The organism is Lentibacillus sp. (assembly GCF_035301925.1).
GTDB lineage: Bacteria > Bacillota > Bacilli > Bacillales > Amphibacillaceae > Lentibacillus.
Map to the genome: position 1 here is coordinate 1 of NZ_DATGTI010000178.1, position 8475 is coordinate 8475.

The 8475-nt window shown below is 44.8% G+C and carries 7 protein-coding genes; 6 read left to right on the plus strand and 1 reads right to left on the minus strand.

Going from position 1 to position 8475, the window contains the following annotated elements:
• The 4 genes from VK080_RS14460 to argS all read left to right on the plus strand — a co-directional run.
• Positions 1 to 89 (plus strand): VOC family protein (locus VK080_RS14460; RefSeq protein ID WP_414672258.1); only part of this gene is annotated, 89 nt, incomplete at its 5' end.
• Between the two features lie 757 nt (positions 90 to 846).
• Positions 847 to 1755 (plus strand): glycine betaine ABC transporter substrate-binding protein, encoded by a 909-nt coding sequence (locus VK080_RS14465; RefSeq protein WP_324225479.1) that lies wholly within the window; start codon positions 847 to 849, stop codon positions 1753 to 1755.
• Positions 1756 to 1979: 224 nt separating this feature from the next.
• Positions 1980 to 2423, plus strand: coding sequence for a DUF1934 domain-containing protein (locus VK080_RS14470; RefSeq protein ID WP_324225480.1), 444 nt, complete (start codon positions 1980 to 1982; stop codon positions 2421 to 2423).
• The gene (gene argS / locus VK080_RS14475; protein WP_324225481.1) at positions 2420 to 4093 is read left to right on the plus strand and encodes an arginine--tRNA ligase; all 1674 of its coding nucleotides are present in this window, start codon (positions 2420 to 2422) and stop codon (positions 4091 to 4093) included. Before VK080_RS14470 ends, argS begins: the two co-directional genes overlap by 4 nt.
• A 258-nt stretch (positions 4094 to 4351) precedes the next feature.
• Here the strand turns inward: argS and VK080_RS14480 are convergent, their stop codons facing one another.
• Positions 4352 to 4783: a hypothetical protein gene (locus tag VK080_RS14480; RefSeq protein ID WP_324225482.1), complete on the minus strand. Its 432-nt coding sequence runs from the start codon at positions 4781 to 4783 to the stop codon at positions 4352 to 4354.
• Between the two features lie 609 nt (positions 4784 to 5392).
• Between VK080_RS14480 and VK080_RS14485 the strand changes: the two genes are divergently transcribed.
• Together VK080_RS14485 and VK080_RS14490 are read left to right on the plus strand one after the other, a co-directional pair.
• Entirely contained in the window at positions 5393 to 7498 is a 2106-nt protein-coding gene (locus VK080_RS14485; RefSeq protein WP_324225484.1) for a heterodisulfide reductase-related iron-sulfur binding cluster, read from the plus strand.
• Between the two features lie 274 nt (positions 7499 to 7772).
• On the plus strand, positions 7773 to 8475 hold a 703-nt coding region (locus VK080_RS14490; protein ID WP_324225483.1), incomplete at its 3' end, for an acetyl-CoA C-acyltransferase.

Below are 8475 nucleotides of genomic sequence, written 5' to 3' on the forward strand. Positions count from 1 at the left end.
AAGTCGAGATGCTGACTGAAATTGAACATGGTCACTGGTTCAATTTTAGTGACCCGGACGGTAATGTACTGATGGTTTGTCAGTGTTAGACTTCCCCAGTGTTGGTTAATGTTAGCCCATAAAAAATGGAGCTAAGATAAACCAAAGGGATGTTATGGGTGCAAATCCGGAATAGAGGATTGCCATTGTAGGGCAATGTAATGGATGAAAAGGGGAGATATAGATGTTTTTAAAGAGATTTAACCGATACCATTATATTGCCCGCTGAAAAGTTTCCAATACAAGAAGTTCACTTACAGTCCATTAAAGAAACAACTTTAAAAGAAAAACAAACTATAATAAATAAAATTCATAATATCCCGAGTTAGGCGACAAAAATTTCCAATCTCTTTAATACCAATGGTTTGAAGAATCACCATCATCGTGTAGTATTCTCGTCAAGCATCTCCTAAAATAGAAACATAAATTAATTCCTTCATCATTTAGCCTGCTCTGACCAAACAAGAAGCAATATCCTGGTTTTGATAGGTATATTTTACAGCATTAATACAAATTACATAATTTACCTTTATGCAGATACTAAAATTCGATATTGATTTTTATGGGATCGGGTATATTTAATCAGCAAATTAAGTGTGTCATCTAATAAAATAGAGAAATTAAGAGAACAGGCATTTTACAACCCGTTTATAATGCGCAAATGCTGATATTTATCCAAATAGAAAATAATACTGTATTTGTATTTAATATGATTCCTGCAACATAATAGTCCTATAATTGTTTAAAAAGGAGAGATGAAATTACGCAATGTGGAAACAAAAAAGAATCTTGGGATTATTGGCTGTTATGACATTAACCATAGTGTTAGCAGCATGTGGAAACAGTAATGGCAATAACGAAAATAATGACACTGAAGGATCAGGAGATAACAACACCAATGATGAAATCGACCTCGGACAGACAGAACTTCAGATCGGAACCGATGATTATGTGTCAAACTTAGTGAACACGTATTTGGCTAAACTATTACTTGAAGAAATCGGTTATACTGTCGAAGTTAACCAAACGGACGTTGGTGTACAATATACCGGCTTAGCTGACGGGACTACAGATGTCATTGTTGGCGCATGGCTTCCATATACACATGCCAGCTATTGGGAAGAGTATCAAGATGACCTCGAACAAATCAGCACAGTTACAGAAGAAGTTGAACTCGGCTTAGTTGTCCCCTCTTACATGGAGGATATTAACTCTATTGAGGATCTGAGAGACAACAAGAATGATATTGGTGAACAGCTGGAATGGGAAATCACCGGCATCAGCCCGGGAGCCGGCCAAATGCAGTTAATGGAAAATGAAGTGATTCCGGGGTATGATCTGAATGACTGGACACTGGTGGAAAGCTCAGGTGCTGCCATGTCAGCTTCCTTATCAGATGCCATTAGTAATGAAGAGCCCATTGTGGTCACATTGTGGACACCTCATTGGACTTTCAATGAGTTTGATTTAAAGATCTTAGATGATCCGCAAAATAGATTTGGTGATCCAGACGATATATTATCGGTATCACGAACAGGATTCCAAGAAGATTCACCGGCGGCCTATCAGCTCATCAGTCAATTTAACATTACGAAAGAAGATACACAAAATATGATGTTTGACGTTCAAGAAGGCATGGATCCGGAAGAGGCCGCACAGAAATTTATGGATGACAATCCGGATTTAGTAGAGGAATGGTTGGAAGGCATTAATTAGTATATGAACCAAAGAAGCCAACCTTTTGATATCATTTCAGAAGGTTGGCTTTTATTGCTTCAACTTGTAAATAAACTGCTTAAATACGGTAATAAAATACTCTACTGGTAAAGCTACAAAAAATACGAAAACAGCCTTTAAAAATTAGTGCTGTTAATTATAGATTGAAATGTGTATGGGTTTATCGCTATAATAGGTAATTATATTAAGCAGGAGCGATTGAGATGGAAGATGGTTCGAAACATGTCACTGTCGAGCTTCAGACAGCCATTGAAGATAATGGACAGAAGGAATACAATACGGTCAGGGAAACTGGTCGATTGCACCAGCAGGCAAACATGGACGTGCTGACGTACGCTGAAACGGCCGAAGACGGCTCGACGATTAACAATATGATTACGATACATACGGATAAAGTGAGTGTGAAACGCACAGGGCCGGTCCGGATGCTTCAGACATTCCGTGAACAAAAATCATCGGAAAATGTGTTTCAGCACCCGCACGGGAATATACATATGGAAACATATACAAAGGCAATAAACTATCAGGCGTTATCTGCACAGCAAAACGGTTTGCTGACAATTGACTACACCGTCAGGCTTAATGGGCAGGACGAACGAGCGCATCAACTTGTACTGCAGATTCAATCTAAGGAGGGTTCTCAATGAGCAATCTACTGTCAGAAACAGAAGAAACACTTAAACAAGCAATCACAGCAGCTGTCCTGAAAGCTGGACTGGCCGGAGAGGACGAACTGCCGGAAGTCGTGCTGGAGAAGCCCAAGGAAAAAGCGCACGGTGATTTTGCGACGAATATTGCCATGCAGCTTGCGAAAATTGCTAAAAAAGCTCCGCGCCAAATCGCCGAAGATATCACGGCAAATCTCGATGAGTCGAAAGCCTCCGTCAAAGAAGTCGAGATTGCCGGCCCAGGGTTTATCAATTTTTTTATGAAAAATGATTTTCTTGGTCAATTGATTCCGTCGATTCTCGAAGCCGGTGATGCGTATGGCCGCACTGATACCGGGAAAGGGCAAAGGGTCCAGGTGGAATTTGTTTCGGTAAACCCGACCGGTGACCTGCATCTTGGCCATGCCCGCGGTGCTGCGTATGGCGATGTTTTTTGCAATGTCCTCGAGGCAGCCGGTTATGACGTCGAACGTGAATACTACATTAATGATGCCGGCAGCCAGATTGACAATTTGGCTTTATCGATTGAGACACGGTATTTGGAAGCGCTGGGGTATGAGGCTGACATGCCTGAAGATGGCTACCGCGGTGCTGATATTGTCAGCATCGGCGAGGACCTTGCCAAAGAATATGGCGATAAATGGGTGAATGCGGACAGACAAGAACGCCTGGCATTTTTCAAAGAATATGGTCTGGATTATGAGCTTGGCAATCTGAAAAAGGACCTCGCTGATTTTCGGGTCCATTTTGACAATTGGTTTTCCGAGCAGTCCCTTTATGACAATGACAAGATCGAAGCAGCCGTCCAAACGTTGCGTGATGGCGGTTACGTGTATGAACAGGACGGGGCGACCTGGTTCCGTTCAACTGAATTCGATGATGATAAAGATCGCGTGCTCATCAAGCGGGACGGCAACTATACGTATCTGACACCGGATATCGCGTATCATAAAGATAAGCTCGAACGCGGATTTGATAAAATCATTAATGTTTGGGGTTCCGATCATCACGGCTATGTTTCACGGATGCGGGCAGCCATCCAGGCACTCGGCTATCCGGCTGAAAAATTTGATGTCAAAATCATTCAGACAGTGAACCTGTTTGAAGACGGTGAAAAAGTGCGCATGAGCAAACGGACCGGCAATGCGGTGGCATTAAGGGATCTGATGGAGGAAGTCGGTGTGGATGCCACACGTTATTTCTTCGTCATGCGTTCAAATGATACCCAGTTTGACTTCAATCTGGACCTGGCTCGCTCACAGTCAAACGACAACCCGATCTATTATGTGCAGTACGCGCACGCCCGGATCTGTACGATGCTTGAACAGGGGGAATCAAAAGAATTTGCTGTGAACGGGGAAGTTAACGCTGAACTTCTAACAGCCGAAAAAGAAACGGATCTATTGAAAAAATTGGGTGAGTTCCCGCAGACAGTGGATGACGCAGCCGAAAAACACGCACCGCATAAAGTGACGCAGTATGTCTTTGACCTGGCTTCTTTGCTGCATAGCTTCTACAATGCCGAAAAAGTGCTTGATGCGGACAATCCGGAACTGACAAAAGCGCGCATTGCTCTGATGAAAGCAGTGCGGATCACGCTGGCTAATGGCCTCGCGCTGATAGGGATTAGTGCACCGGTGAAAATGTAAATTTATCAAGACTTGCAGGGGTTGAGGGCTTCTGCAAGTCTTTTGCTAACTATTCCGGTTAAACTCCTCCTGGTCGGTCTCCAATTGATGTTTCAGGATGTCTTTCCAAATTCTTGGTGGTATTTCTTTACCTAACGAATGGAAAACCCGGGTTCGCAGCCATTTGCCATTCACAAATTTTCTGTAATAATAATGATGTGCTCCTTTTTATACTCCTCCCAGCCATTGCGTTCACAATAGCGTTTTAAGTCCCGGAATTTAGGCATTTTTTGCTCCAAATAATAATCGCTCAACATCCTCCAGACTGTCACAGAGCAAAATACGTAAAACATACGGGACGAGCGTACGCGTATTCTTTGCTTGAAACATATAAGGCTCATTCAAAAAGTCTTCGGCAAAATCTTGTGCCGCTTCCGCAGTTGACCGCTTACAGTCCTCTTTGGTATCTCCCATCGCATAATCGTTTAATGGTTTAATCCATGACCAATAAGTGCCATCATCTTCTAAACGTATATCAATGTCAAATGTATATGGTTTCAAAGCTTCGGCAAGCAATAAACGGTTTAAAATAACACCATCTGTTTCAGACTGTTTACGCGCTTTAATCAGCGATGGGATGAAGTTCTGTACATCATCAAAAAGGGTTGTAAAACTCTGCCTGGCCGCTGAAAAACGGTACTCTTTTAACATACTCACGCGCTCCTTTCACCTCCTATAGTATCATATATATGTACAATTTGTACAATTAGTGCAAAATTTATACATTGAGACATGAAAATAATGACGCGGATAATCCGGAATTGACCAAGGCGCGAACCGCTCGGTGTCCAGCGACCAAGCCAAAACGTGCGACAACCGCCAAAACGTGCGACAACCGCCAACTCGTGCGGGAACAGCACAAACTCGTGCGGGAACAGCGCCAACTCGTGCGACAGCCGCTCCCAAATCTTGAAAGCACTCAAAAGCTTACGTCATCTACCCCACTCATACGACCGCTGCTGCACCAGAATATCCCGCCTGTGCTCCAAATGCTTCCTGTGTTACTATAATCGTACTGAACCTCAAAAAGGGGGCGTCTTTCCGAAAAAGTTTTTACAGGTTTTTCGCCCCTTTTTACCAACTCGTTTCGATTATAGGAGTAGAACAAGGCCTCATATTTCTATAAAACTATTGACCGAATGCTCATTCATAATATAAAGTAGTAGTCATAAGATAAAATAAGGTACGTGCATTATTTATTTTCAAAATAATGCAATCGTTAACATTTTCCGTTATACTATACCAAAGGGGGAGCGAATGATGGATACACTATTACTTATCAACTGGCTGGCATTTATCGCAATTGTCGCCTATGGCATATACTTATTCGCTAAAGTGGTCGCAACGCGTGTTTCCTATATTAAACTAGGGAAAAAATCCGAGTTCGACCGCGACTTTAAAGAGCGGTTCCGCCGCATAGGAAAAATTGTTTTTGGCCAGTCCAAGCTGCTGAAGGATAAAAAATCCGGTACGATCCATGTCATGATGTTCTATGGCTTTATACTGGTACAGTTTGGTGCAATTGATATGTTTGTGAAGGGGCTTGCACCAGGCAGTCATTTGCCATTCGGGGTTTTTTACCCGGGTTTTACCTTTTTCCAGGAACTTGTGACACTGATGATTCTGGTGGCGGTCGTGTGGGCGTTCTACCGGCGCTACATTGAAAAACTCGTTCGTTTGAAGCGTGGTTTTAAAGCAGGGCTTGTCCTGTTATTTATCGGGACATTGATGCTTTCAGTACTGCTCGGAAATGGAATGGCAATTCTATGGCACGGTGAGGCCTTAACCTGGACAGAGCCGGTTGCCAGTTTAATAGCTGCCGCATTTGGCTGGCTGTCGCCAACAGCTGCAGCAGTTTTGTTCTATGTGTTCTGGTGGATTCACACAGTAACGATTCTCGCATTCCTGGTCTACGTACCGCAATCCAAGCACGCACACTTGATTGCTGCTCCGATCAACGTATTTTTGAGTAAACGTGTACCAGGCAAGCTGAAGCCGATCGATTTTAATATTGACGAAGAGGAAAATGAAGATGAGATTTCATTTGGTGTCGGAAAAGTAGAGGACTTTGAACAGCACCAGATGATTGACTTTTACGCATGTGTCGAATGCGGACGCTGCACGGATGTCTGCCCGGCATCAGGTACAGGCAAAATGCTGTCACCGATGGATATTATGGTCAAAGTGCGGGATCATTTAACGGAAAAAGGTGCCGCCGTTACCGGCAAATCAGCCTGGGTTCCGGAATATGCTTTTTCCAACACAAAAGGGAACCTCGCTGCTGCAGGCGCCAACGAAGCTGCTGCTGGTATGGAAAGTGTCAGCCTGATCGGCGATGTCATCACACAGGAAGAGCTTGAAGGCTGCACAACTTGTCGTAACTGTGAAGATGCATGCCCGGTCATGAATGAACACGTTGGCACGATTATCGACATGCGCCGTTATCTGGTTATGACAGAAGGAAAGATGGATCCGGATGCTCAGCGTGCAGTTATGAATATTGAACGTCAGGGCAACCCGTGGGGCCTTTCCAAAAAAGATCGCATCAAATGGCGCGAGCAGGATGAGGAAGCTTATATCCCAACGGTCAAAGAACTGAAAAAAGAGGATAAAGATTTCGAGTATCTTTTCTGGGTAAGCTCGATGGGGTCATTTGACAACCGCAGTCAGAAAATCGCGCTTGCGTTTGCAAAATTGATGAACCAGGCTGGGATCAGTTTTGCCATTCTTGGAAATAAAGAACAAAACTCCGGTGATACGGCCCGCCGTATCGGAAATGAGTTTTTATTCCAGGAAATCGCCGAGAAAAATATTAAAGAATTTGAGAAACATAACGTGAAGAAGATTGTGACGATTGATCCGCACGCGTATAACATATTCAAAAACGAATACCCTGATTTCGGCTTTGAAGCAGAGGTTTACCATCATACGCAAATGCTGTACGATCTGGTGATGAACGGCAAGCTGAAGCCGCAGCGTGAAATCAATCAGCGCTTAACTTATCATGATTCCTGTTATTTAGGACGATACAATGGTGTTTACGATCCGCCGAGGGAAATCCTGAAATCGATTCCTGGACTTGATTTGGTCGAGATGGATCGCAGCAGGGAGAACGGCATGTGCTGTGGTGCCGGCGGCGGTCTGATGTGGACGGAAGACACAACCGGCAACCGGATTAATGTCGCCCGCACCGAACAGGCAATGGCCACTGAATCAACCATGATCTCCAGTGCCTGCCCATTCTGCCTGACCATGCTGAGTGACGGTACGAAAGCAAAAGAAGTTGAGGAAGACATCAGCACAATGGATGTTGCCGAAATCCTTGCCTTGTCCGTGTTCACAGAAGATGAAAAGAAAACAGCTTAAAAAGCAGGACGCGGGGATTTTTGTTGGGACACAGGGACAGGCACCTTGTCCCACTTCCAGCGAAAGAAACCGCGCGAAAACCGTGAAACAGCTACATTTGTAGGGAAGCGGCGTCTGAAGTCAGTGAATTGAGGGGTGGTTGTAAACGCCCCTCTCCTCTTTGGAGCAATGTTGAGCGAGCGTTCGGTCAAAAGCCGGGCGACGTCTAAACACAAACACGTAAGCGTTCTCATATGAATCTATAAATTTATTTTAATGAAAGGGTGTCGATGGTATGCGAAAGACAGTTATTGTATCCGGTGCACGGACGCCATTCGGAAAGTTTGGAGGAGCGCTGAAGCCATTTACAGCATCACAGCTGGGGGGTAAAGCGATCCGTGAAGCGCTTGAGCGTGCAGGACTGGATAGCGAAAAAGTGGATGAGGTCATTATGGGCACTGTACTGCAAGGTGGTCAGGGCCAGATTCCTTCCCGACAGGCAGCACGTGAGGCGGGAATTCCGTGGGAGGTCAAAACGGAAACCATCAACAAGGTATGTGCGTCAGGCTTGCGCAGTGTGACGCTTGCTGATCAGCTGATCCGGCTTGGCGATGAAGATATCATTGTGGCCGGCGGAATGGAGAGCATGAGCAATGCACCGTATATTTTGCCTGATGCACGCTGGGGCAATCGCATGGGCGACAAAAAAGTCGTTGATATGATGGTGCATGATGGTTTGACGTGCTCATTTGCAGGCGTTCACATGGGCACTTACGGCAATAGCACAGCTGAGGAATATGGGCTGACAAGAGAAGCGCAGGATGAATGGTCATACCGCAGTCACCAGCGTGCGGTTAAAGCGATTGAGGACGGGAAATTTGCCGAAGAAATCGTGTCACTTGAGGTTCCGCAGCGGAAAGGCGATCCCGTAGTTGTCGATACTGATGAGGCGCCGCGCAAAGACACCAGCGTTGATGCTTTGGCAAAACTGCGTCCGG

Bases quoted from the DNA above. Each gene is read 5' to 3' on its own strand.
- VK080_RS14465 (WP_324225479.1), top strand. From the start codon at position 847: ATGACATTAACCATAGTGTTAGCAGCATGTGGAAACAGTAATGGCAAT.
- VK080_RS14485 (WP_324225484.1), top strand. From the start codon at position 5,393: ATGGATACACTATTACTTATCAACTGGCTGGCATTTATCGCAATTGTC.
- VK080_RS14470 (WP_324225480.1), top strand. From the start codon at position 1,980: ATGGAAGATGGTTCGAAACATGTCACTGTCGAGCTTCAGACAGCCATT.
- argS (WP_324225481.1), top strand. From the start codon at position 2,420: ATGAGCAATCTACTGTCAGAAACAGAAGAAACACTTAAACAAGCAATC.
- VK080_RS14480 (WP_324225482.1), bottom strand. From the start codon at position 4,783: ATGTTAAAAGAGTACCGTTTTTCAGCGGCCAGGCAGAGTTTTACAACC.